At 61.8% G+C, this 20,191-nt stretch carries 23 protein-coding genes and 1 pseudogene; 15 read left to right on the forward strand and 9 right to left on the reverse strand.

Annotation, left to right across the window (positions count from 1 at the left end; all coding sequences use genetic code 11):
• The first annotated feature begins 119 nt into the window (after positions 1-119).
• The 7 genes and pseudogenes from PPN31114_RS13065 (at position 120) to PPN31114_RS13090 (ending at position 5,425) form a co-directional block, all read left to right on the forward strand.
• Positions 120-593 (forward strand): DUF2244 domain-containing protein, encoded by a 474-nt coding sequence (locus PPN31114_RS13065; RefSeq protein WP_150679909.1) that lies wholly within the window; start codon positions 120-122, stop codon positions 591-593.
• 43 nt (positions 594-636) lie between these two features.
• A pseudogene (gene coxB / locus PPN31114_RS13070) lies at positions 637-1,872 on the forward strand (cytochrome c oxidase subunit II); the annotation flags it as partial.
• Between the two features lie 38 nt (positions 1,873-1,910).
• Positions 1,911-3,503 (forward strand): cytochrome c oxidase subunit I, encoded by a 1,593-nt coding sequence (gene ctaD, locus PPN31114_RS13075; protein ID WP_150679911.1) that lies wholly within the window; start codon positions 1,911-1,913, stop codon positions 3,501-3,503.
• A 2-nt stretch (positions 3,504-3,505) separates the two neighbouring features.
• Positions 3,506-3,625, forward strand: a complete 120-nt coding sequence (locus PPN31114_RS26305) for a cytochrome oxidase small assembly protein (RefSeq protein WP_217426946.1) — start codon at positions 3,506-3,508, stop codon at positions 3,623-3,625.
• A 72-nt stretch (positions 3,626-3,697) separates the two neighbouring features.
• Entirely contained in the window at positions 3,698-4,315 is a 618-nt protein-coding gene (locus tag PPN31114_RS13080; RefSeq protein ID WP_246182530.1) for a cytochrome c oxidase assembly protein, read from the forward strand.
• On the forward strand, positions 4,308-4,529 hold the full coding sequence (locus PPN31114_RS13085) for a DUF2970 domain-containing protein (RefSeq protein WP_150679912.1): 222 nt from the start codon (positions 4,308-4,310) through the stop codon (positions 4,527-4,529). Before PPN31114_RS13080 ends, PPN31114_RS13085 begins: the two co-directional genes overlap by 8 nt.
• 35 nt (positions 4,530-4,564) lie before the next feature.
• Complete coding sequence (locus tag PPN31114_RS13090) at positions 4,565-5,425, forward strand: cytochrome c oxidase subunit 3 (RefSeq protein ID WP_150679913.1); 861 nt, start codon at positions 4,565-4,567, stop codon at positions 5,423-5,425.
• A 263-nt stretch (positions 5,426-5,688) separates the two neighbouring features.
• Here PPN31114_RS13090 and PPN31114_RS13095 read toward each other — a convergent pair whose 3' ends face one another.
• Positions 5,689-5,892 (reverse strand): twin transmembrane helix small protein, encoded by a 204-nt coding sequence (locus PPN31114_RS13095; protein ID WP_058377116.1) that lies wholly within the window; start codon positions 5,890-5,892, stop codon positions 5,689-5,691.
• 142 nt (positions 5,893-6,034) lie between these two features.
• Between PPN31114_RS13095 and PPN31114_RS13100 the strand changes: the two genes are divergently transcribed.
• The 5 genes from PPN31114_RS13100 (at position 6,035) to PPN31114_RS13120 (ending at position 10,371) form a co-directional block, all read left to right on the forward strand.
• Positions 6,035-6,772, forward strand: a complete 738-nt coding sequence (locus tag PPN31114_RS13100; RefSeq protein WP_150680405.1) for an SURF1 family protein — start codon at positions 6,035-6,037, stop codon at positions 6,770-6,772.
• On the forward strand, positions 6,769-7,413 hold the full coding sequence (locus tag PPN31114_RS13105) for an SCO family protein (protein WP_370865871.1): 645 nt from the start codon (positions 6,769-6,771) through the stop codon (positions 7,411-7,413). The genes PPN31114_RS13100 and PPN31114_RS13105 overlap by 4 nt, the downstream gene beginning before the upstream one ends.
• 75 nt (positions 7,414-7,488) lie before the next feature.
• Positions 7,489-8,721, forward strand: coding sequence for a COX15/CtaA family protein (locus tag PPN31114_RS13110; RefSeq protein WP_150679914.1), 1,233 nt, complete (start codon positions 7,489-7,491; stop codon positions 8,719-8,721).
• Between the two features lie 18 nt (positions 8,722-8,739).
• Positions 8,740-9,645, forward strand: a complete 906-nt coding sequence (gene cyoE, locus PPN31114_RS13115) for a heme o synthase (protein WP_150679915.1) — start codon at positions 8,740-8,742, stop codon at positions 9,643-9,645.
• Between the two features lie 123 nt (positions 9,646-9,768).
• Positions 9,769-10,371 carry an SCO family protein gene (locus PPN31114_RS13120; RefSeq protein ID WP_150679916.1) on the forward strand — a complete coding sequence of 201 codons (603 nt, stop codon included), beginning with the start codon at positions 9,769-9,771 and terminating at the stop codon, positions 10,369-10,371.
• Here the strand turns inward: PPN31114_RS13120 and PPN31114_RS13125 are convergent.
• The 7 genes from PPN31114_RS13125 to rpoH all read right to left on the reverse strand — a co-directional run bounded on the left by PPN31114_RS13125 (position 10,310) and on the right by rpoH (position 16,764).
• On the reverse strand, positions 10,310-11,224 hold the full coding sequence (locus PPN31114_RS13125; RefSeq protein WP_150679917.1) for a hypothetical protein: 915 nt from the start codon (positions 11,222-11,224) through the stop codon (positions 10,310-10,312). The two genes, PPN31114_RS13120 and PPN31114_RS13125, sit on opposite strands and share 62 nt — an antisense overlap.
• Before the next feature lie 28 nt (positions 11,225-11,252).
• The gene (locus PPN31114_RS13130; protein WP_150679918.1) at positions 11,253-12,068 is read right to left on the reverse strand and encodes a hypothetical protein; all 816 of its coding nucleotides are present in this window, start codon (positions 12,066-12,068) and stop codon (positions 11,253-11,255) included.
• A gap of 162 nt (positions 12,069-12,230) precedes the next feature.
• Positions 12,231-12,347: a cytochrome bd-I oxidase subunit CydX gene (cydX, locus tag PPN31114_RS13135; RefSeq protein WP_064675025.1), complete on the reverse strand. Its 117-nt coding sequence runs from the start codon at positions 12,345-12,347 to the stop codon at positions 12,231-12,233.
• A 15-nt stretch (positions 12,348-12,362) separates the two neighbouring features.
• A complete protein-coding gene (cydB, locus tag PPN31114_RS13140) occupies positions 12,363-13,499 on the reverse strand; it encodes a cytochrome d ubiquinol oxidase subunit II (protein WP_150680407.1) in 1,137 nt (378 codons plus the stop codon).
• A 27-nt stretch (positions 13,500-13,526) separates the two neighbouring features.
• Positions 13,527-15,128 (reverse strand): cytochrome ubiquinol oxidase subunit I, encoded by a 1,602-nt coding sequence (locus PPN31114_RS13145; protein WP_087724032.1) that lies wholly within the window; start codon positions 15,126-15,128, stop codon positions 13,527-13,529.
• Positions 15,118-15,429, reverse strand: coding sequence for a cytochrome oxidase putative small subunit CydP (cydP, locus tag PPN31114_RS13150; protein ID WP_150679919.1), 312 nt, complete (start codon positions 15,427-15,429; stop codon positions 15,118-15,120). Before cydP ends, PPN31114_RS13145 begins: the two co-directional genes overlap by 11 nt.
• A gap of 396 nt (positions 15,430-15,825) precedes the next feature.
• The gene (rpoH, locus tag PPN31114_RS13155; RefSeq protein ID WP_150679920.1) at positions 15,826-16,764 is read right to left on the reverse strand and encodes an RNA polymerase sigma factor RpoH; all 939 of its coding nucleotides are present in this window, start codon (positions 16,762-16,764) and stop codon (positions 15,826-15,828) included.
• A gap of 223 nt (positions 16,765-16,987) precedes the next feature.
• On the opposite strand from rpoH, the gene PPN31114_RS13160 reads away from it, so the two are divergent.
• Positions 16,988-17,371, forward strand: a complete 384-nt coding sequence (locus PPN31114_RS13160; RefSeq protein WP_150679921.1) for a nuclear transport factor 2 family protein — start codon at positions 16,988-16,990, stop codon at positions 17,369-17,371.
• A gap of 342 nt (positions 17,372-17,713) precedes the next feature.
• Here the strand turns inward: PPN31114_RS13160 and ybiB are convergent, their stop codons facing one another.
• Positions 17,714-18,670, reverse strand: a complete 957-nt coding sequence (gene ybiB / locus PPN31114_RS13165; RefSeq protein ID WP_150679922.1) for a DNA-binding protein YbiB — start codon at positions 18,668-18,670, stop codon at positions 17,714-17,716.
• Between the two features lie 190 nt (positions 18,671-18,860).
• Here ybiB and maiA point away from each other — a divergent pair, with 190 nt between their 5' ends.
• Positions 18,861-19,508 (forward strand): maleylacetoacetate isomerase, encoded by a 648-nt coding sequence (gene maiA / locus PPN31114_RS13170; protein WP_150679923.1) that lies wholly within the window; start codon positions 18,861-18,863, stop codon positions 19,506-19,508.
• 8 nt (positions 19,509-19,516) lie between these two features.
• Positions 19,517-20,143, forward strand: a complete 627-nt coding sequence (locus PPN31114_RS13175; protein ID WP_150679924.1) for a LysE/ArgO family amino acid transporter — start codon at positions 19,517-19,519, stop codon at positions 20,141-20,143.
• The last annotated feature ends 48 nt before the right edge of the window (positions 20,144-20,191 follow it).

Raw genomic sequence — 20,191 nt, forward strand, 5'->3', positions numbered from 1 at the left:
ATCAATGTTGTCGCTTCGAGAAGGCGCGTTCTATAATGCGGCAGTTTGTCGCGGCCCGGACGTAACTAGTTCCCGGCCGTCGGACATGAAAGACCCAAAATGCCCCACGGGTGACGGCGATGCTCGCAGCCTCTTCTTCCGAAGCCGGATCGGTGACGAAGGAATGGAAGCACAAGCGCAACTGCGCGATATCGCCGCGCCAGTTTGTCCTGTTCTACCTGTCGTTGGCCGCCGTGTCGCTGGGTGTTGCCTTGATTGCGGCGTGGCGCGGTGGGTGGTTGGTCTTGCCGTTCACAGGCCTGGACTTGCTCGTGGTGGGCGTTGCGTTCGTCATTCATGCCCGGCATGCCACAGATTACGAGGTCATTCGGTTGTCGCCCGTGAGCCTTGTGGTCGAGCAACGTTCAGCACAGAGGTTGACGCAATACGAGTTCAATCCCCGCTGGGTACGCATCGACATCGAGAAGCCGCCGCGTTTGCGCATCATCTTGCGCTCGGGTGGTCGCTCGGTCACTGTCGGTGCTTATCTTGCGCCGCATCGCCGCGAACACTTTGCGCGCGAGCTGCGCCGTTGTCTTGCCCAAGAGGCCTGAGAGAGATGGAGACGATCTCGGGCGACCGCCAGGGAGGATTTGGATGGTAATTTTGGGTAAGGAAGCTATGAAAAAAACGAAACACGCCTTGGCGGCTTTCCTTGCGGGCGCCTCACTGCTCGCCGGCGCTCCGGCACTGGCAGTGGCGGCGGTCACCGATATGCCGGGGGGACCGGCCGTCAACGAGCTCAACTTCCAGCCGCCGGTCACTAAGCTTGCGGAAGAGCTTCACAGCCTGCACAACATGATGCTGATCATCTGCTTGGTGATCTTCATCGGCGTGTTCGGCGTGATGTTCTATTCGATCTTCAAGCACCGCAAATCCAAGGGCCATCAGCCCGCGAATTTCCATGAAAGCACCACCGTCGAGGTGATCTGGACGGTCGTGCCGTTCATCATCGTGATTTTGATGGCGCTGCCCGCCACGAAGACCGTGGTGGCGATGAAAGACACCACCAACGCCGACTTGACCATCAAGGTCACCGGCTATCAGTGGAAGTGGGGCTACGACTATCTCAAGGGCGACGGCGAGGGCATCAAGTTCCTGTCGACGTTGAGCACGCCGCGCAGCCAGATCGACGGGCAGGAAGCAAAGAGCAACACGTACCTGCAAGAAGTCGATAACCCGATGGTCGTGCCGGTCAACAAGAAGGTGCGCCTGATCACGACGGCGAACGACGTGATCCACTCGTTCTACGTTCCGGCGTTCGGTATCAAGCAGGATGCGATTCCGGGCTTCGTGCGCGACACGTGGTTCAAGGCCGAGAAGGTCGGCGAGTATCGCGGCTTCTGTACCGAACTGTGCGGTAAGGAACACGCGTACATGCCGGTCGTGGTGAAGGTCGTCTCGGAAGAGGACTACACCAAGTGGGTCGATGCGCAGAAGAAGCTCATGGCCGCGTCGGCCGACGATCCCAACAAGACCTACACCGTGCAAGAACTGATGGAGCGCGGCCAGAAGGTCTACGCCTCGAATTGCGCAGTTTGCCACCAGCCGAACGGTAAGGGCGGCGGTGCATTCCCGGCACTCGATGGCGGGAAGATCGTGACGGGCCCGGTGGCCGATCACATCAGTATCGTGCTGCATGGCAAGAATGCGATGCCGAATTGGTCGCACCTGAACGACGTAGAGTTGGCCGCTGTGATTACGTTCGAGCGCAACTCGTGGAGCAATAAGACCGGCGACGTCGTTCAGCCGGCGCAGGTGCGCGAGGCGCGCGGCAACAAGTCGGCCAATGCCGGCGATGCCGCCACCGCCGTTAGCGCAGCGAAGAATAGTTAAGTGCCGTTCGACCAAGTCGAGGAAGGAGATTGGGTATGAGTTCCATCGCTCACGATCACGTGGCGGGTCACGACGATCACGCGCACGACCATCCGCATGGGTGGCGTCGCTGGCTGTTCGCGACGAATCACAAGGACATCGGCACGATGTACATGATCTTCTCGTTCGTCATGCTGCTCTCGGGCGGCGTGATGGCGTTGATGATCCGTGCGGAATTGTTTGAACCGGGCCTGCAATTCATTCGTCCGGAGTTTTTCAACCAGCTCACCACCATGCACGGGCTGGTGATGATTTTCGGCGCGATCATGCCGGCGTTCGTGGGGTTTGCGAACTGGATGATCCCGCTGCAAATCGGCGCGTCGGACATGGCGTTCGCGCGGATGAACAACTTCAGCTTCTGGCTGCTGCCGGTGGGCGGTCTGCTGCTGATTTCGTCGTTCCTCGTGCCGGGCGGTGCCACGGCAGCCGGTTGGACTATGTACGCGCCGCTGTCGGTGCAGATGGGCCCGGGCCAGGATCTGGCGATCTTCGGTGCACACATTCTGGGTGCTTCGTCGATCATGGGCGCGATCAACATCATCGTGACCATTCTGAACATGCGCGCGCCGGGCATGACGCTCATGAAGATGCCGATGTTCGTGTGGACGTGGCTGATTACCGCGTACCTGCTCATCGCCGTGATGCCGGTGCTCGCCGGTGCGATCACGATGCTGCTCACGGACCGTCACTTCGGTACGTCGTTCTTTAACGCAGCAGGCGGTGGCGATCCGGTGATGTACCAGCACATCTTCTGGTTCTTCGGTCACCCCGAGGTCTACATCATGATCTTGCCGGCGTTCGGGATCGTCTCGCAGGTGATTCCGGCGTTCTCGCGCAAGCCGCTGTTCGGCTATAGCTCGATGGTGTACGCCACCGCGTCGATCGCGATTCTCTCGTTCATGGTGTGGGCGCACCACATGTTCGTGACCGGCATGCCGGTGACGGGCCAGCTCTTCTTCATGTACGCGACGATGCTGATCTCGGTGCCGACCGGCGTGAAGGTGTTCAACTGGGTGGCCACGATGTGGAAGGGCGCGCTCACGTTCGAGACGCCGATGCTCTTCGCCGTGGGCTTCCTGTTCGTGTTCACGATGGGCGGCTTCACCGGCCTGATTCTCTCGCTGGCCCCGCTCGATATTCAGATGCACGGCACTTACTACGTGGTGGCGCACTTCCACTACGTGTTAGTGGCCGGTTCACTCTTCGCACTATTCTCAGGGTTCTATTACTGGGTGCCGAAGTGGACGGGCCACATGTACAGCGAGTGGCGCGGCAAGTTCCACTTCTGGGGCTCGCTCATCACGTTCAACGTGACGTTCTTCCCGATGCACTTCCTGGGGCTGGCCGGCATGCCGCGTCGCTATGCCGACTACCCGGCGCAGTTCACCGACTTCAACCAAATCGCGACGATCGGCGCGTTCGGTTTCGGCCTGATGCAGGTGTACTTCCTGTTCTTCGTGGCGATCCCGGCATGGCGTGGCGGCCCGGCTGCCGAAGCCAAGCCGTGGGACGGCGCAGAAGGTCTGGAGTGGACCGTGCCGAGCCCGGCGCCGTTCCACACGTTCGAGACGCCGCCGAAGGTGCATTGAACATGTCAGTCGGTCGTGAACAGCGCGCAAAAAACGTGCGCACGGGATTGATTCTCGCGTCGGTGGTGGCGATCTTCTTCTTCGGCGTGATGATCAAGGCCAAGCTGTTGGGCGGGATCTGATGCGGTGCGCGACCCACGAGGTCGCGCGCGGTAGCGCAGTCAGCGGCAATCGGCAGGACGGAAAGGACGAATATGGGCGGTTTGCGGCGGATCAATGTGCGTACCTTCAGCAAGTTGTTGCTGCTGGTCGCGGTGATGTTCGGTTTCGGCTACGCCATGGTGCCGTTCTACCGCGCGTTCTGCGATCTCGTGGGCATCAACCAACTGGGCGATCGTACGAACGAGATCACCGCCCGTAATTCGCAAGTCGACGAGAGCCGTACGATCACTGTCGAGTTCGATGCGAATGCGCAGGGACCGTTGCGTTTCAAGCCGGCCAAGAGCAGTCTGACCGTTCATCCGGGACAGATTGCCACGATCGAGTACGAAGTCGCGAATCAGCAACCGCATGACGTGCGTGCGCAGGCCATTCCGAGCTATGCGCCTGCACAGGCAGCGAGCTACTTTAAGAAGATCGAGTGTTTCTGCTTCACGCAGCAAACGCTCAAGGCCGGTGAGGCCAAAGAGTTTCCGGTGGTGTTCGTGGTTGACACGAAGCTGCCAAAAGATGTGACGACGATTACGCTGTCCTACACTTTTTTCGATCTCGGCAAAGCCGACGCCAACCAGCGTGCGGACGTGTCGACCCCACCGGCTACCGTGCCGGGTGCGATAGCCGGTGAAAGCGGAGGTAAGGGCAGCAATGGATGACCTCAAGGAGGCGACCCGTCGCAAGCTGTCGTTCGTACAGACCATCAAAGCGGTGTTCTGGTCGTTCTTCGGCGTGCGTAAGGGGCGTGATCACGACCGCGACATGGCACAGCTCAACCCTGTGCATTTGATTCTCGCGGGACTGATCGGGGGCATCCTGTTCGTGGTGGCGTTGGTGATGCTGGCGAAGCTCGCCATCCGCCTCGCGACGTAAATCAGATAAAGAGAACCAAGCCTGGAGAGATAAGAATGAGTGGTCAACACCAAACGGCGCCTTATTACTTCGTGCCGGCGCCATCGCGCCATCCGGTGAGTTGCAGCGTCGGCCTGCTGGTGGTGCTCGGCTCGGCGGCGGCATGGGTCAACGGACAATCGTGGGCCCCGTGGACGGCACTTGCCGGTCTGCTTTGGGTGCTGTGGGTGCTGCGTTCGTGGTTCGGCGATTCGATCGCCGAGTCGGAGGGCGGGCTCTACAGCAAGCGCATCGACGTCTCGTATCGCTGGGGGATGAGCTGGTTCATCTTCTCGGAAGTGATGTTCTTCGCGGCGTTCTTCGGTGCGCTGTTCTACGCACGCACGCTGGCGATGCCGTGGCTTGGCGATCTCGACAACAAGCTGCTGTGGCCCGACTTCACCGCTGTGTGGCCGAATGCCGGTCCGGCGGGCGTGGTCGACGCGTTCGAGACGATGGGCCCGTGGCCGATCCCGACGCTCAACACGGCACTGCTGCTCACCTCGGGTGTCACGCTCACGATTTCGCACCATGCACTGCGTGCGAACCATCGTGGCAGCGCGATCTTCTGGCTGTTCGCCACGGTCGTGCTGGGCTTCGTGTTCCTGGGCTTCCAAGCGTATGAATATCACCACGCTTACACCGAGCTGAACCTGAAGCTGACCTCGGGCGTGTATGGCTCGACGTTCTTCCTGCTCACGGGCTTCCACGGCTTCCACGTGATGCTGGGCGCGATCATGCTCTCCGTGATGTTGGTGCGCTTGATGAAGGGCCACTTCACGCCGGAGCATCACTTCGGCTTCGAAGGCGCCGCCTGGTACTGGCACTTTGTGGACGTGGTCTGGCTGGGGCTGTACGTCGTGGTGTACTGGCTCTGACGCGTCGCGTTAGCTAGCTTCCCTCGGTGTCACACGCCGCCGGATTCCGGCGGCGTTTCTGTTTCTGGCGTCAGTTGACGTGGGAAATCGCCGCGAGCGCGCTAAGAATGCGGCCATATGTCGCAGCGGTATTTGGGCGACAAAGTGCGCAGCCAATGCGCGCCGCGACATCAATCCGGGGAACGCTTTCGCACGCAGGGTGCGGATCGGATGGCGAGTAGAAGATGGGTGCGGCGATTTGCCGCAGTGGGCCCGCGCGGGACTCAGTATCGTATGCCCGTGCTGTGAATCCAGCCCATCCAGTTAGCAAACAGGATGAGCAGAAACAGCGTCACAGACAGGCCGACACGCACCATGAGCGAATGCACGGTGCGATTCGATCGGCCCTTGTCCCGCATCATGAAAAACAATGCGGACGCCAGACTGCCGAGAATCAGGATGAAGGCGATGGCAACGAGAATGCGCATAATCGGGCGGGTGACGGGAATGCGTCATTATCGGGCAATGGACATCGGCTGGCACGCTGCAATGCAGTGTGCGCGAGTGTCCCCACGGCCCCACTGCGCTGCCAGACAAGGAACGTAAGTGTTGAAAACCCTTTTTCGCGGGATGCGTCCGGTACCGGCGCTGCTTATCGTGCTGGGCGTGGCACTGACCGCTTCGCTCGGCGTGTGGCAGTTCGACCGCGCGCATATGCGGTTGGCGCGTCAGGCGCTGATCGAACAAGCCGAGCATGCGCCGGTGATCGAGTTCGAGCGTGGGCCCAACGCCAAGACCTACACGCTGGACGATGTCGCTAACCGGCGCGTTCGCGTGACAGGGCATTTTCTCCAGAACCGCGTGGTGTATCTGGATAACCGTCCGCGTAACGAACTTCCCGGGTTCTATGTGGTGATGGCGTTGCAGGTGACGCCGGATCGCGTCGTACTGGTGAATCGCGGTTGGCTGCCGCGCGATTTGCGCGATCGCGCCGCGATCATGCCGTACGCCACGCCCGCGGGCGATGTCACGATCGAGGGCATCGCCCAGCCCGATCCGTCGCGCGCGTTCGAGCTGGGGCATGGCGGGTCGGCAGCGGGCATGATGATCCGGCAGAATCTCGACGTGAACGACTATGCGCACGAGACCGGGTTGCCGCTGCAACCGTTTGTGATCATGCAGAGTAACGACACGGGCGATCATCTGCTGCGCGACTGGCCGGCGCCGGCGAGCGGCGCGGATCGCAACTATGGTTATATGGCGCAGTGGTTCGGCATGTCGCTGATCCTCGCGTTGTTGGGGCTGCGTCTGGCGTATAAACGTGGCCGTCGGCTGGAGAACCCAGCGCAGAACATGAGGCAGATATGAGTGCAGAGGTGACCAGCGGGCAGGCCAAATCCGCACAGAACCCACCCGCCATCGATCCGGTGCAACGTCGCCGGGCGCGGCGCATGTTGGTGCTACTGTTCGTCGTGTGTGCGGCACCGGCAGTGGCGGCCTATTTGATGTATTACGTGTTCAAGCCGCAGGGCGGCACGTCGTCGTACGGCAAATTGATCGAGCCGCAACGCCCGCTGCCTGCACTGGTTGTGCGCGACGACGAGACCGGCGAGACACTGCCGCTCACGGCGCTCAAAGGCAAGTGGCTGATGATCAGCGCCGATACAGCCGCGTGTGACGAAAGCTGCGTGAGCAAGCTCTTTTACATGCGGCAGATCCGCGTGTTGCAGGGCAATGAGCGTACGCGCGTAGAAACCATTTGGCTTGTGACGGACGACAACGCGGTATCGGACAAACTCGATACTGCCTACGAGAACACGCGCCGCTTGCGCGCCGACCCGGTGGCACTGGCCAATTGGCTGCCCACGCAAGAGGGCACCGGCCTGCGCGATCACATCTATCTGGTCGACCCGCTGGGCAACCTGATGATGGCGTTCCCGAAGAACCCGGATCCGGGCCGCATCAAGAGCGACCTGACGCGGCTGTTGAAGTGGTCGGGTACGGGTTGATTGGTCGAATGACGGAAATGCGGAAAACCGGGTGCGATTACGCGCCGGACATGACGAAGGATTGACGTAAAACCGATGCTTTACCTTTTGGAACTGGGCTTCATCGGCCTGTGTATCGCGGTGCTGCCGCTGGGCTGGGTGCTGTTGCGCCGCGACCCCGACAAGTACCGCAAGCTGGCTTGGGTGACGACCTTTCTCACGCTGGACCTGATCATGTTCGGCGGCTTTACGCGCCTGACGGATTCGGGACTGGGTTGCCCCGATTGGCCGGGCTGCTACGGCACGTCGTCGCCGTTCGCCGCGCATGCCGATATTCACGCCGCGCAGTTACTGCTGCCGACCGGCCCGGTGACGTTCGTCAAAGCGTGGATCGAGATGGTCCACCGATATTTCGCCATGGCCGTGGGCGTGCTCATCATCGTGCTGATGGTGATGGCTTGGCGGAAGTGGTTGCAGGCACGTGTGCTGCGTCCGACGCAGGCCGGACAGCAAGCCGCACCGGTGCAGTCGCCGTGGCTCGCCACGTGGCTGTTCGTTCTCGTGTGCGTGCAGGGTGCTTTCGGCGCCTGGACCGTCACGATGAAACTCCAGCCGGTGATCGTCACCACGCACCTGATGCTGGCGCTCACTTTGCTGGGTTCATTGGCCTGGCTGGCGTCGCGCCAAGTACCGGCGTCGAGCATTGCGGCCGACCCAGGGGCGCTGCGCTGGCGCTGGGCCGCGCTCATTGGGCTGGCCTTGCTGGTGTTCCAGATCGCGCTAGGCGGCTGGGTGAGCACCAACTACGCTGTGCTTGCCTGTACCGACTTCCCAACGTGTCAAGGTCAGTGGGTGCCGTCGATGGACTTCCACAATGGCTTCAAGCTCTGGCGTGAGCTGGGCAAGACGGCCGGCGGGGAGGTGATCCCGATGGAGGCGCTCGTCGCGATTCACTGGGTGCACCGTACGTTTGCGGTCATCGTGGTGCTTTATCTGGGGTGGCTGGCCACGCGCCTGCGACGACATGCCGCGCTACGGCGGCCCGCAACTCTGGTATTTATCCTTGTCCTCGTGCAATTTGCGACGGGGCTGTCGAACATCGTTTTCCAGTGGCCGTTGCTTAACGCCATTGCCCATAACGGTGGGGCGGCCGTCCTGCTGCTATTGCTTGTTATGTTAAACTACCGCATTCGCGCCGCCCGGGCGGCGTCTGTTTCGACGGGTCTGAATCCGATGGATCAGTCCGGCGATCCCGCCCGCCAGAAGCCCCTCCCCGCAGCGGAGCCGGCTGCCGCACCACTCGCTGGCGCCCCGACTGGCTCGGCGTAGCGCATTGCCTCTGAGTGTATGAAAAGCACGACCCTTCCCCATCCGCCGGCTAGCCGTATCGCACAATACTGGGCGTTGACCAAGCCCCGTGTGACGCAGCTCGCCGTGTTCTGCGCCGTCATCGGCATGTTCCTGTCCACGCGCGGTATGGTGCCGTGGCAGGTGCTGATCGGCGGCACCATCGGTATCTGGCTGCTTGCCGGTTCCGCTTTCGCTGTGAACTGCCTGATCGAGCAACGCGTCGACGCGCTCATGCGCCGCACGGCGTGGCGTCCGTCCGCACGTGGCGAAATCGCGCCTTGGCAGATCATCGTCTTCTCGACGATTCTGGGCGCGGCCGGCATGGTCGTGCTCTACACGTTCACCAATGCGCTCACGATGTGGCTCACGCTGGGCACCTTCGTTGGCTACGCGCTCATCTACACCATCATCCTCAAGCCCTCGACGCCGCAGAACATCGTGATCGGCGGTGCCGCGGGTGCGATGCCGCCCGCCCTTGGCTGGGCCGCCGTGACCGGCGCCGTGCCGGCCGATGCGTGGATTCTGGTGCTCATCATCTTCGTCTGGACGCCGCCGCACTTCTGGGCGCTCGCGCTCTACCGCCGTCAGGATTACGTGAATTCCGGCCTGCCGATGTTGCCGATCACGCATGGCGAGAAGTACACGCGTCTGCAAATCCTGCTCTATAGCGTGGTGCTGTTTGCCGTGTCGCTGCTGCCGTTTGCGCATCGCATGAGCGGCTATCTGTATCTGGCGTCGGCGGTGGTGCTGTCGGGTATCTTCCTCGGCTACGCGGTGAAGCTGTGGCGCAATTATTCCGATGCGCTCTCGCGCTCGATGTTCCGCTACTCGATCGTCTATCTCTCGCTGCTGTTCGCAGCGTTGCTGATCGATCACTACGTGCAGATCTATTTGCTCGGATAAGTGTCTGAGCGGTATCCGGCCACGGCCGGACGCAGACGATGACAGGCGCGTACGGTTTTCTCTGCCGGCGCGCCTGTTGTCTTTTCAGGCAATCTATTCCATACGTTTCGGGGTCATTTGTTCATGAAGCTTGCTGTCATCTGGTTGCGCCGCGCGATGTTTCTGATGGGACTCACCGTTTTGCTCGCTGCATGCGGCAAGGAAGGTCCGACGTTCCAGAGTCTCGATATCACGGGTAACAAGGAGTTCGCACAGGACTTTTCGTTGCAAGACCCGCAAGGCAAGACGCGCACGCTCGCCGATTACAAGGGCAAAGCCGTCGTGATGTTCTTCGGCTACACGCACTGCCCGGATGTTTGCCCGACGACGATGGCCGAACTCAATCAAGTAATGCAGAAGCTCGGTCCCGACGCGCAGAACGTGCAGGTGCTGTTCGTGACCGTCGATCCGCAGCGCGATACGGCAGACCTGATGGGGCAGTACGTTCCGGCATTCAATCCGTCGTTCGTGGGGCTGCGTCCGGCCGACGATGCGGCATTGAAGCAAGTGACCAAGTCGTTCCGCGTCGTGGTCAACAAGGTCGAGGGCTCGACGCCGACGAACTACACCATCGATCACACCGCCGGTATCTATGTCTTCGATCCGAAGGGGCAACTGCGTTTGTTCATGCGTCCGGATGAGCCGGTCGATGCGATGGCGCAGGATCTGAAGACGCTGTTGAGCTAATTTCGACGACATCGTCGGGATTCCGCGCCTGCTCCGTCAGGCGCTGTCTGAGCGCGTAGTCCTGACTGTGCGACACGGCGGTTTCCGTGCGCGCTTCCAGCCATGATTCGAACTCCGGTGTGAGGCGCAACGACAGCGTGCGAACGTTGTCGTTGCCATGCCGCCAGCGATCCCAGTGTCGTTGCCAATGTGTGCTGCGCGTATGAAGGCCATCGATATCGTTGGCGCTCACTAGCAGTGTCAATGCATTCAGGCTCGCGCGATGAATCGGGTCGTTCGGGCTGCGGCCATCGGCAGCGTCGTGCAGCAACACGCGCAGTCGATCGTTGCTGGACGCGTCATTGCTGTCCGAACGGCCTTGCCCGTCAGCGTCCGGTGCATTTCCCCCCACATAGTGAAATACGACACGCCGGTTTTCCGGATCGAACACCACCGGCACGCTGGTGCTGTGTCCAAACAGTTGCAGTACACGCAGCGAAAGCATCAGCGACCGATTGTGCGACTCACTTGGCAACTGCCATGTGGCATCGGACGCCCAGTGTTGCAGCGTCGGCACGGCCTTAATGCGGCGCTCGATTTCGCCATCGCGGCACGACGCTAGACGTTCCCGCAAATCGACCGCGCCTTCGGCGTGCATGCCAGTGTCGAGAATGGCGTTCAGTGTCAGCGCCGCGTGCGGCGTGCCGACCACGTCCAGCAGATGACGTAACTCGCGGCCATTGCGGCACTCCACGAGAGCGTCGTCTTCACGACGAGCGACGTAGTTGAGCAAATCGTGTTTCTGGGGCTGCTGACCGAGTTGGCGCACGCCATTGCTTGCTGTTTGCGCGATACGGTTGGAAATCGAAAACATCGAGAACCTCGCGAAAAAGTGGGGTGAATCATGCCGTTCGCGGAAGCTCACCGCGATTGATCCCAAACGTACGAAATGAACAGCGTGATACGGCGTTGCCGAGTCGCGCTTCGAGCCACGCCTCGAATTCCGCCGAGAGTGGCTGAGTGACGGCGCGTACCGTATCGGCGCCGTGCCACCAACAGTCGGCATCGCATTGCCAGAATGGGGAGCGCTGGGGTTGACCATCGATATCGTTGGTCAGCACGAGTAGATCGAGCGCATTGCGGCTTAGGCTGGCACCGGAGAGGTCGGCGTCACGCGCCTCTGCGGCATCGCTCAGTGCTCGCCTTATGCCACCGTCGGCCGGGACGCGGCCTTCCGTGTGCGAACGTCCGGGGGCGTAATAGAAGGTGACGGTTCTGTGTCTTGGGTCGAATACGATCGGCACACTGGTCGCGTGGGCAAACAGTTGGAGCACGCGCAGCGAGAGGATCAGCGAGTCGTTATTCGGTCCGCCCAGCGATGGCACGGTGGCCTGATCGAACCAGGCGCGCAGCGTTGGCGTGGCCCGAATGCGCCGTTGCAATTCTCCATCGGGATAGAAAAGTAGCCGTGTAACAAGATCGGCGGCGCCTCGAGGCAGCATGCCAGCGTCGATCAGGTGCTCCGGGCGTAGTGCCGCGTGCGGCGTGCCGAGAACGAGCTGGAGGAAAGACAGTTGCAATGGTGTGCGATTGATGATTGCCGCGCCGCGCTGGCTGCGGGCGACATAGTCGAGATACTCGAATGCGGGCGTTGCGTGGCGTTGATCGCACACTCCGCATTGGTTGGAGGACGGGGCACCCATAAGGGTTGGAAGCACGGCGAACCTCGTTTCGTCGGTCAGGGAGTCGCAACGTTACTGAGGGTTCATCGCTCCAGCTTGGCCGCCAGACCGCCAATTTCGTTCTTTGTGCGTGCAAAGAAAAAACGCGCCCCGAGGGGCGCGTTTGCATTGCTATGTTTAGCCAGTCAATGCCGAGGCTTAGCTGCCTTCCTGACTGCGCCGTTCGAGATCGTCATGCGCTTCGAACCACATCACGTTGATGATGCCGAACGCGAGCGCGAGGCCAAGGCCGAGAACCCAAGAGAAATACCACATGTCGCAACTCCTTGATCAGTACATCGTGTGCGGGTTTTCGTTGACCTCTTCGAGTGTCACGCGTCCGCGAATCACGCGGTACACCCAGCCGGTGTAAGCGAGCACGATCGGCAAGAAGACAACGACGGCGATCAGCATGATTTGCAGCGTGAGCTGGCTCGAACTGGCATCCCACAGCGTAAGGCTGCTACCCGGCGCGGTGGCCGACGGCATCACGAACGGGAACATCGAGAAGCCCGCCGTGAGGATGATGCCAGCCATCATCAGCCCGGTGATCACGAACGTCCATGCATAGGCGCGGCTGGTGGCCAGCAACGCCGCCAGCAATGCACACAGGCACGCGACGACGGGGGCGGCGATCATCCACGGATACGTGTGGTAGTTCGTGAGCCACAACCCCGGGCCCGTGGTGACTTGCTTCATCAACGGGTTAGCCGGTGAGTCGGTCGGCCCCATCTGCGTGATGGCGAACCCGTCCACATGCGTGGCCACGAGTACACCCGCGACGAGGAACAGCAACAACGTGCCCAACGCGGTCATCCGCATGATGCGGCCTGCGCGTTCGGCCACCAGCGGGTCGGCCTTCATGCGCAAGTGCGCCGCACCGTGCGTCACCAGCATCAGCACGCTCACCAGCCCGCACAGCAGCGCGAACGGGTTGAGCAGTGCCCAGAACGAGCCGGTGTAGGTCGAGCGCAGCGTGTTGTCGTACGAGAACGGCAGGCCGAGCAGCAGATTGCCGAAGGCCACGCCGAACACCAGCGACGGCACGACGCTGCCCACGAACAGCGCCCAGTCCCACGACGTACGCCAACGCGGGCTCGGTAGCTTATTGCGATAGTCGAAGCCGACGGGACGCAAGAACAACGCGAACAGCACGAGCAGCAGCGCCCAGTACAGGCCTGAGAACGCGGCGGCATACACGAGCGGCCACGCGGCAAACATCGCGCCGCCGGCCGTCACGAACCAGACCTGATTGCCTTCCCACGTCGGTGCAACGGTGTTGATGATGACGCGGCGCTCCGCGTCGGTCTTGCCGAGGAAAGGCAGCAGCGTGCCGGTGCCCATGTCGAAGCCGTCGAAGAAGGCGAAGCCGATCAGCAGCACGCCGATGAGCACCCACCAGATCAGCTTGAGTACGGTGTAATCGATCATCATGATGTGGTTTCTCCCTGACGATCAGACCGAGGCCGGGCGGTCGCGGCCAATGGCCCCGCTCGCACCGTCTTCCGTCTCGAAGTGGTAGCGGCCGGTGTGCAGCGACGACGGGCCGAGCTTGACGTACTTCACCATCAGGAACATCTCGATGATCAGCAACGCGGTGTAGAAGATGATGAAACCCGCGAGACTCAGATACAGATCGCCTGCCGAGAGCGACGACGTCGAGAGATGGGTTGGCAAGATGCCAGCGATGGTCCACGGCTGACGGCCCATTTCGGCAACGATCCAACCGAATTCAGCGGCAAGCCATGGCAGCGGAATCGCCCAGACCGTCCAGCGCAGGAACCACGCCGAGCGCGGCTTGAGCAGGCGACGACGCGCGCACAGCCAGAAGGCCCACAGGAACGTGAACAGGAACAGGAAGCCCAGGCCGACCATGATGCGGAACGACCAGAACACGGGCGCGACTGGCGGGATGGTGTCGTTCGCGGCCATGTGGATCTGTTCCGGCGTGGCATCGACGACGTTCGGCGTGTACTTCTTGAGCAGCAGGCCGTAGCCCAGATCGTCCTTGTACTTGTCGAACTCGGCGCGCACCGCGGGCGACGTGTCGCCGTTGCGCAGCTTCTCGAGCGCAGCGAAGGCGATCATGCCGCGCTTGATGTTGTCCTTGTGTTCGTCACGCAGTTGCGTGAGACCGATCACCGGCGTGTCGACCGAGCGCGTGGCAATCAGGCCCATCGCCCAAGGAATCTTCACCGCAAAATCGGTGCGCTCTTCCTTCTGGTTCGGGAAACCGAACAGCGTGAACGATGCAGGCGGCTTGGCGGTTTCCCACTCGGCTTCGATGGCGGCGAGCTTGACCTTCTGCACTTCACCCGTGGTGTAGCCCGATTCGTCGCCAAGCACGATCACCGAGAGCGTCGACGCGAGACCGAAACCGGCGGCCACCGCGAACGAGCGCAGGGCGAACGGTACGTCGCGGCGCTTGAGCAGATACCACGCCGAGATGCCGAGCACGAACATCGCGGCGGTCACGTAACCGGCCGAGAGCGTGTGCACGAACTTCACCTGCGCGACCGGGTTGAAGATCACGTCCCAGATGCTGTTCAACTCCATGCGCATGGTCTCGTAGTTGAAGTGCGCGCCGACCGGATTGTTCATCCAGCCGTTGGCCACGAGAATCCACAACGCCGAGAGGTTCGAGCCGAGTGCCACCGCGAATGTGGTGGCCAAGTGGCCGATGCGCGAGAGCTTGTTCCAGCCGAAGAAGAACAGGCCGACGAACGTGGCTTCGAGGAAGAACGCCATCAGGCCTTCAATGGCCAGTGGCACCCCGAAGATGTCGCCGACGTAGTGCGAGTAGTACGCCCAATTGGTGCCGAACTGGAATTCGAGCGTGAGACCGGTGGTCACGCCCATGGCGAAGTTGATCAGGAAGAGCTTGCCCCAGAACTGGGTCATGTCCTTGTAGATCTGCTTGCCGGTCATCACGTAGACCGACTCCATGATGACAAGCAGCCACGACAGGCCCAACGTTAGCGGGACGAACAGAAAGTGATACAGCGCCGTTATGGCGAACTGCAAGCGCGAGAGGTCAACGACTTCGCTACTGATCATGGCGGACACCTTGACTGGGGGTGGGGGATGGCGTTTTGTCGGCTGACGGCCCGATCAGGGCACGAGCCACGACGTCCGGCGGCAAGTACATGTGCTTGGCCATCGGGGCGTCGAAGAACGCGTTCTTAAGAATGAAAAGGAGTACTACCTTGATCGCGAGCACGATCAAGATTTCGAGCATGAAACGGGAAGGGCGGGTACGCCATCGCCGGATTAGCCACGCGACGAGGGCGGAATGCGCCACCGCCGGCGTGGTTGCCGTGGCGGGAGGCTTCGGACTGCTAGGAGAGTGGGTGTCCATCCGTGACGGCTCCTGGCGTCGAGAGTCGGTGTGTTGGGAACAGCGTCGACTCTCGCGGCATTGTGCCTTATCGCTTAAAAATGTCAAACCGCAGCGCACTGGGGGCAGATAACACGCGGATGACACCCGATCGATGCGGATCGGCTGCCTTGGGGCAGCACAGGGGCAGCGGGTTCGAGACTAGGGTCCGGCGCGTCGAACGGCCCCCGGGGCCGTCCTTCGCACGTAGCATGGCCACGTACGGACCGATTCTATCGACCGGTCAGCCGGTAGACCTTGCGATGCATCAAGTCCTAAGCAAATGACGGGTGAACTTGGGCGGACGCCAGAAAACAAAAAGCCCCGCGACGGATCGCGGGGCTTTTTGCGGGGAGCGGGCTGCGGCTTAAGTGTGGATTAAGCGAACGCTTGCAGTGCACCCTTCATCTTCTTCATGGCGGCGGTCTCGATCTGACGGATGCGCTCGGCAGAAACGCCGAATTCGTCGGCCAGTTCGTGCAGCGTGGCGCCGCCGCTGCCGTCGTCTTCGACCGACAGCCAGCGCGCTTCGATGATGCGGCGGCTGCGCGGGTCCAGACGGGCGAGGGCGGTTTGCAGACCGTCGCTTTGCAGATGATCGCGTTCGCGCGCGGCGATCACTGCCGTCGGCTCTTGATGCGAGTCGGCAAGGTAAGCGATCGGGGCGAAGCTCGCGCTGTCGCTGTCGTCGCTATGCCCTTCGAGGGCGATATCGCCGCCGGACATACGCGTTTCCATCTCGATGACGTCTTCGCGCTTCACATTCAGATCGCGGGCGACCTGATCGATTTCTTCCGGGGTGAACGCCTGCAAGCCTTGCTTCTGGCTGCGCAGGTTAAAGAACAGCTTGCGCTGGGCCTTGGTCGTGGCGACCTTCACGGTGCGCCAGTTCTTCAGCACGTACTCGTGAATTTCGGCCTTGATCCAGTGCATGGCATACGACACGAGCCGCACGCCCTGCGTGGGGTCGAAGCGTTTGACTGCCTTCATCAGGCCGATGTTGCCTTCCTGAATCAGGTCGGCATGCGGCAGCCCATAGCCGAGGTAGTTACGCGCGATCGAGACCACCAGACGCAAGTGCGAGAGCACGAGCTGGCGGGCGGCGTCGAGATCGTCGTTATCGCGCAGACGCTTGGCGAGCGACTGCTCTTCCTCGGCGGTCAGCAGCGGAATACGGTGAACAGCCTGAATGTAGCTGTCGATGTTGCCCAGACTGCCCGGCAGCATCAATGCCGACGGGGCGAGAGCAAGGGCACGAGAATTCGGCGCCGTGCCGGTGGCCGGCGTCGTCGGATGCAAAGTGGCGGCAGTACTCAAGTGGTGGACTCCTGGTTAGCCTCTGGGAAAGCATTTTAGCACTCTCTCCAGACGAGTGCTAAAGACGTTAGAACCCTTACTGGGCGGGAAGTTTCCGAGGTCTCGGGGTTTTCCAGCAGCCCCGGGGTTCCGGGAAAAGTCACTGGCGCAAACGTGACCTGGATGGTGTAAATTGCAACCCAAGTCGCGTGTGTTCAGGTGTCGGCGAGACGGGGAGGTCAGCATGGCTGGGAAGCATATCGACGCAATACGAGAGCTCGAAGCGGCGCGGTTTTCCGCGATGGTCGAGGTCGATGTCGAAAAACTGGACTCACTTCTGGCCGATGGCGTTCGATACGTGCATTCGAACGGCAAATGCGAAACAAAACAGCAATTTCTGGGGGCGCTCACGTCCGGACGCCGCCGCTATCTCGACATTCAGCCGTCGGATCAGCAATTGCATCAGTTCGGCGACACCGTCGTCGTGATCGGGAAGCTTCTGGTCGAGTTGGAGACGGCGACCGGCTCGCTGGAATCGCAGATGATCTACACCGCGGTCCATGTGCGCGAGGCCGAAGCCTGGCGCCTCATCTCATGGCAGGCAACGCGTATGGCGTCGGCCGAGTAAGCGCCACGGGGCTTGCCGCTTAGCGCGGTTCGCCGGGCGCCACGTGCTCATCTGGCCGACACATCGGCCGTCCCTCTGACACGCTTCGCGCGTGAACTCCAAAGCAGAAGATTTGATGTGTTTCGGGATGAAATGTTCCGGAAATATCGATATTTTGGCGAAAAATCTTGATATCACCGATATTCGGGCGGCGGGACCTGCTTGTGGCCGGAAATCGGCCGGATGGGGCGGGCGCTTCGCCTGTTAGCCCGCTAGCCCGCTAGCCCGTAAGTCCATCAGTCCGTCAGTCCGTCAGTCCTTTAGCCCGCTAGTCCGGTTGGACGGTGGCTCGTCTGCCTCGTTTTACTTGGCCACACCAAGCGCCTGCCGAATCACCTCGACTTGCCGGGCGATGGGGGCGGGAATGGTGACGTCGCCTGCCAGCACAGCCTCGATCCACCGCGCCGTGGATTCGGCGTCAGCGCTCGGCAGGGCGGGCGGTGCGCCCGAGGCGCCTTCTTCGGCGTCTTGCCAGACGCGATGTGCACCGTCCGAGAACCCGTCGATGGCCCCCTGACGGCGGGCATCGGCGACGGGCTCGCCTTCGGTGCCGCGCGCTAGCAGTACGCCGGGCGCGGGGCTGTTCGCCGCGTTGGCGAACATCTCGCCGAGTGTCTCTTTGTATTCCGGATGGGTGTAATTCACCAGCCGCAGCGCCGGTCCGGCGAACGGTTGGAGCAGTTTCACGACCGTGTGCCCCGAATTCCGTACGCCCAGCGCCGCGCGCATCTCCAGCAGGCGTTCGAGCGAAGGCGACAGCGCGGCAATCGGCAGATAGGCGACACGGCGCGCGCGCAGTGCGGCTTCGGCCTCGGCGCCCGAGCGGCAGGCGTCATGTCCGAGCGCGGCGAAGATCGCCTGTGTCCCCACGCGATTCGCGCCGCTGTGGTGCTGTCCGTGCACCAACACCGGAATGCCTTCCCGGGCGAGCAGCAACGCCAACAACGGCGTGAGATTCGGCTGTTTGCGCGCCCCGTTGTAACTCGGCAGCAGCACCGGCGGCGGTGCGTTTTCGGGGGCGGTCAGCGGGGTGAACGTCGCATGGGCGGCGTCGAGCATCGCGCGCAATTCAACGGGCGTCTCGCCCTTGATGCGGTAAGCAATCAGCACGCCGCCAAGCTCGGCCGGGGCCACACGGTCCGCCAGAATCGCGTCGAACAACGTACGCGTCTCGTCGGCGCTCAATGGCCGTGCCCCTTTGGCCCCGCGGGCGATGGTTTTGAGCAGCGGTGCGCAGGCGAAAGGGGCAGCAGAGGTCATGACGCTTTACGTGTTCGAGTGGAGAGGTGACTTAAGGCGTGGTGCCGCGAGGCACAGACAGGCTTCCATCATACGCAATCAGGGGTTGCAGCGCGCGATGCTTGCAGTACCATCTCGTGTCTGTGCGGGGCTTGGCGAGCGCCATGCACCGCCGCCCGAATACCCGAAATTCCTGCCATTGAGGGAAGCCATGTCCACGCTGTACAGCTATTTCCGCAGTTCCGCCGCGTATCGCGTGCGGATCGCACTCAATTTGAAGGGCCTCGACTACGACACCGTGCCGGTGCACCTCGTGCGTGACGGCGGTGAACAGCTTAAGCCTGCGTACCGTGCGCTCAACGTCAACGGACTGGTGCCGACGTTCGTCGACGGCGAAGCGAATATTCATCAGTCGCTCGCCATCATCGAATACCTCGAAGACACCCACCCGACACCCGCGCTGTTGCCTGCCGACCCCGTCGCTCGCGCCCAGGTGCGCGCGCTCGCCCTGGACATCGCCGCCGATATTCACCCGATCGATAACTTGCGTGTGCTGCGCTACCTGAAGCACCAACTCGGTGTGACGGAAGAACAAAAGAACGCGTGGTACGTGCATTGGGTGGTCGAGGGACTGACGTCGCTCGAAGCGCGTTTGCAGGCGCAGGCGCAGCCCGGCAAGTTTACGTTCGGCGACACGCCGACGCTGGCCGATTGCTGTCTCGTTCCGCAGATCTACAACGCCAATCGGTTCAAGATCGATATGACCCAGTTCCCGCGCATTTCCGCGGTGAACGCCCATTGCTTGACGCTCGACGCCTTCCAGCGCGCCACGCCTGAAGCGCAGCCCGACGCGGAGTAAGCGCATCGATGATTGATCCGGCTTTTTGGCGGGGCATGGCGCTCGGCGCCAGCCTCATCATTGCCATTGGCGCGCAAAACGCGTTCGTGTTGCGGCAAGGCATTCTGAAGCGCCACGTTGGCTTGGCAGTGGTTGTATGCGCCGTTTGCGACATGTTGCTCATCGCGGCAGGCGTAGCGGGCATGGGCGGGCTGATTGCCGCCTATCCGCGTTTTCTGACGATTGTCACGTGGGGCGGCGCTGCGTTCCTGTTCTGGTATGGCTTGCGTGCGTGGCGTGCTGCGTTTCGCGGCACCGGAGTCTTGCAAGCGGACGGCAGCCGTGCGGCGACGCAAGAGATGACATGGCAGCGTGCATTCGTGCTCGTGCTGATGCTCTCGGTGCTCAATCCGCACGTCTATCTCGATACCGTGATTCTGCTCGGCGGCATCGGCGCGCGTGAACCGGCCCCCGGGAACGCGTGGTTCGCAGCGGGCGCGATGACGGCATCCGTGTTGTGGTTCACCACGCTGGGCTATGGCGCGCGGCTGCTGGCACCGTTGTTCTCCCGGGCACGGGCGTGGCAGATACTCGACGGCATCGTCGGCGCGATGATGTGGGCGCTTTGCGCGGGGTTAGTCGTGCAGCAATTGTGATGTCGCGACGGCGCAGGGCAGTGTTTCGACGCTGCCCGCGGCAAATGA

The sequence above is a fragment of the Pandoraea pneumonica genome (genome assembly GCF_902459645.1).
Taxonomy (GTDB): Bacteria; Pseudomonadota; Gammaproteobacteria; order Burkholderiales; family Burkholderiaceae; genus Pandoraea; species Pandoraea pneumonica.

Bases quoted from the DNA above. Each gene is read 5' to 3' on its own strand.
- PPN31114_RS13065 (WP_150679909.1), top strand. From the start codon at position 120: ATGCTCGCAGCCTCTTCTTCCGAAGCCGGATCGGTGACGAAGGAATGG.
- ctaD (WP_150679911.1), top strand. From the start codon at position 1,911: ATGAGTTCCATCGCTCACGATCACGTGGCGGGTCACGACGATCACGCG.
- PPN31114_RS26305 (WP_217426946.1), top strand. From the start codon at position 3,506: ATGTCAGTCGGTCGTGAACAGCGCGCAAAAAACGTGCGCACGGGATTG.
- PPN31114_RS13080 (WP_246182530.1), top strand. From the start codon at position 3,698: ATGGGCGGTTTGCGGCGGATCAATGTGCGTACCTTCAGCAAGTTGTTG.
- PPN31114_RS13085 (WP_150679912.1), top strand. From the start codon at position 4,308: ATGGATGACCTCAAGGAGGCGACCCGTCGCAAGCTGTCGTTCGTACAG.
- PPN31114_RS13090 (WP_150679913.1), top strand. From the start codon at position 4,565: ATGAGTGGTCAACACCAAACGGCGCCTTATTACTTCGTGCCGGCGCCA.
- PPN31114_RS13095 (WP_058377116.1), bottom strand. From the start codon at position 5,892: ATGCGCATTCTCGTTGCCATCGCCTTCATCCTGATTCTCGGCAGTCTG.
- PPN31114_RS13100 (WP_150680405.1), top strand. From the start codon at position 6,035: ATGCGTCCGGTACCGGCGCTGCTTATCGTGCTGGGCGTGGCACTGACC.
- PPN31114_RS13105 (WP_370865871.1), top strand. From the start codon at position 6,769: ATGAGTGCAGAGGTGACCAGCGGGCAGGCCAAATCCGCACAGAACCCA.
- PPN31114_RS13110 (WP_150679914.1), top strand. From the start codon at position 7,489: ATGCTTTACCTTTTGGAACTGGGCTTCATCGGCCTGTGTATCGCGGTG.
- cyoE (WP_150679915.1), top strand. From the start codon at position 8,740: ATGAAAAGCACGACCCTTCCCCATCCGCCGGCTAGCCGTATCGCACAA.
- PPN31114_RS13120 (WP_150679916.1), top strand. From the start codon at position 9,769: ATGAAGCTTGCTGTCATCTGGTTGCGCCGCGCGATGTTTCTGATGGGA.
- PPN31114_RS13125 (WP_150679917.1), bottom strand. From the start codon at position 11,224: ATGTTTTCGATTTCCAACCGTATCGCGCAAACAGCAAGCAATGGCGTG.
- cydX (WP_064675025.1), bottom strand. From the start codon at position 12,347: ATGTGGTATTTCTCTTGGGTTCTCGGCCTTGGCCTCGCGCTCGCGTTC.
- PPN31114_RS13145 (WP_087724032.1), bottom strand. From the start codon at position 15,128: ATGATCAGTAGCGAAGTCGTTGACCTCTCGCGCTTGCAGTTCGCCATA.
- cydP (WP_150679919.1), bottom strand. From the start codon at position 15,429: ATGGACACCCACTCTCCTAGCAGTCCGAAGCCTCCCGCCACGGCAACC.
- PPN31114_RS13160 (WP_150679921.1), top strand. From the start codon at position 16,988: ATGGCTGGGAAGCATATCGACGCAATACGAGAGCTCGAAGCGGCGCGG.
- ybiB (WP_150679922.1), bottom strand. From the start codon at position 18,670: ATGACCTCTGCTGCCCCTTTCGCCTGCGCACCGCTGCTCAAAACCATC.
- maiA (WP_150679923.1), top strand. From the start codon at position 18,861: ATGTCCACGCTGTACAGCTATTTCCGCAGTTCCGCCGCGTATCGCGTG.
- PPN31114_RS13175 (WP_150679924.1), top strand. From the start codon at position 19,517: ATGATTGATCCGGCTTTTTGGCGGGGCATGGCGCTCGGCGCCAGCCTC.